The 609-nt window shown below is 66.7% G+C and carries 2 pseudogenes; both read left to right on the forward strand.

The window, feature by feature from the left end:
* Nucleotides 1-201 (forward strand): annotated as a pseudogene (locus tag AC1DX4_RS35100) (AAA family ATPase); the annotation flags it as partial.
* Between the two features lie 223 nt (nt 202-424).
* Nucleotides 425-609: pseudogene (locus tag AC1DX4_RS35105) on the forward strand (vWA domain-containing protein); the annotation flags it as partial.

Below are 609 nucleotides of genomic sequence, written 5' to 3' on the forward strand. Positions count from 1 at the left end.
ATTCGCGCTAGGCCGCTGGCCAAGCCCCCCGGCATCGCCGAAGCAGTCGAATGGGCCAACGCCGCCACCATCCTCGAAAAGGGCGGCAGCCCGTGGCCCGAAGCCTTCCGCCGCGCCATCGGTGTGCTGATCAAGGATGAGGAGGATTTGTCCTATATCGCGCCGGAGCTTGGCCGGATTGTCGAGGAGGCGCTGGCGTGATGCGGGATCTTAGCGACCGCTTCTCCCCGTTCATTCCGCAACGCTGGCGGGACAGCACCCCCCTCTGTCCTGCCGGACATCTCCCCCTCAAGGGGGGAGATTTGCTGTCATTTCGGCTTTCGCTAATCTCCAGCGAGGCAGAACTGAGCGAAGCCTCGAAGCTGCCAATCTCCCCCCTTGAGGGGGAGATGTCCGGCAGGACAGAGCGGGGCGACACAGAATGATGCGGGAAGAAAGCTTGCCCCGCGCCGCAGCCCCCCTGCTCGGCTTCGGCCGCCTGCTGCGCCGCTACGGCTTCGCCATCGCCCCCGAACAGGTCTCCGGCTTCATGCAGGCGGTGACCCTGCTCGGCCCCCGCTCAATGGCCGATATCCGCGAGGCCGCCCTTGCCACGCTGGCGCCACCCCC

The sequence above is a fragment of the Mesorhizobium sp. P3_A8 genome (assembly GCF_056402995.1).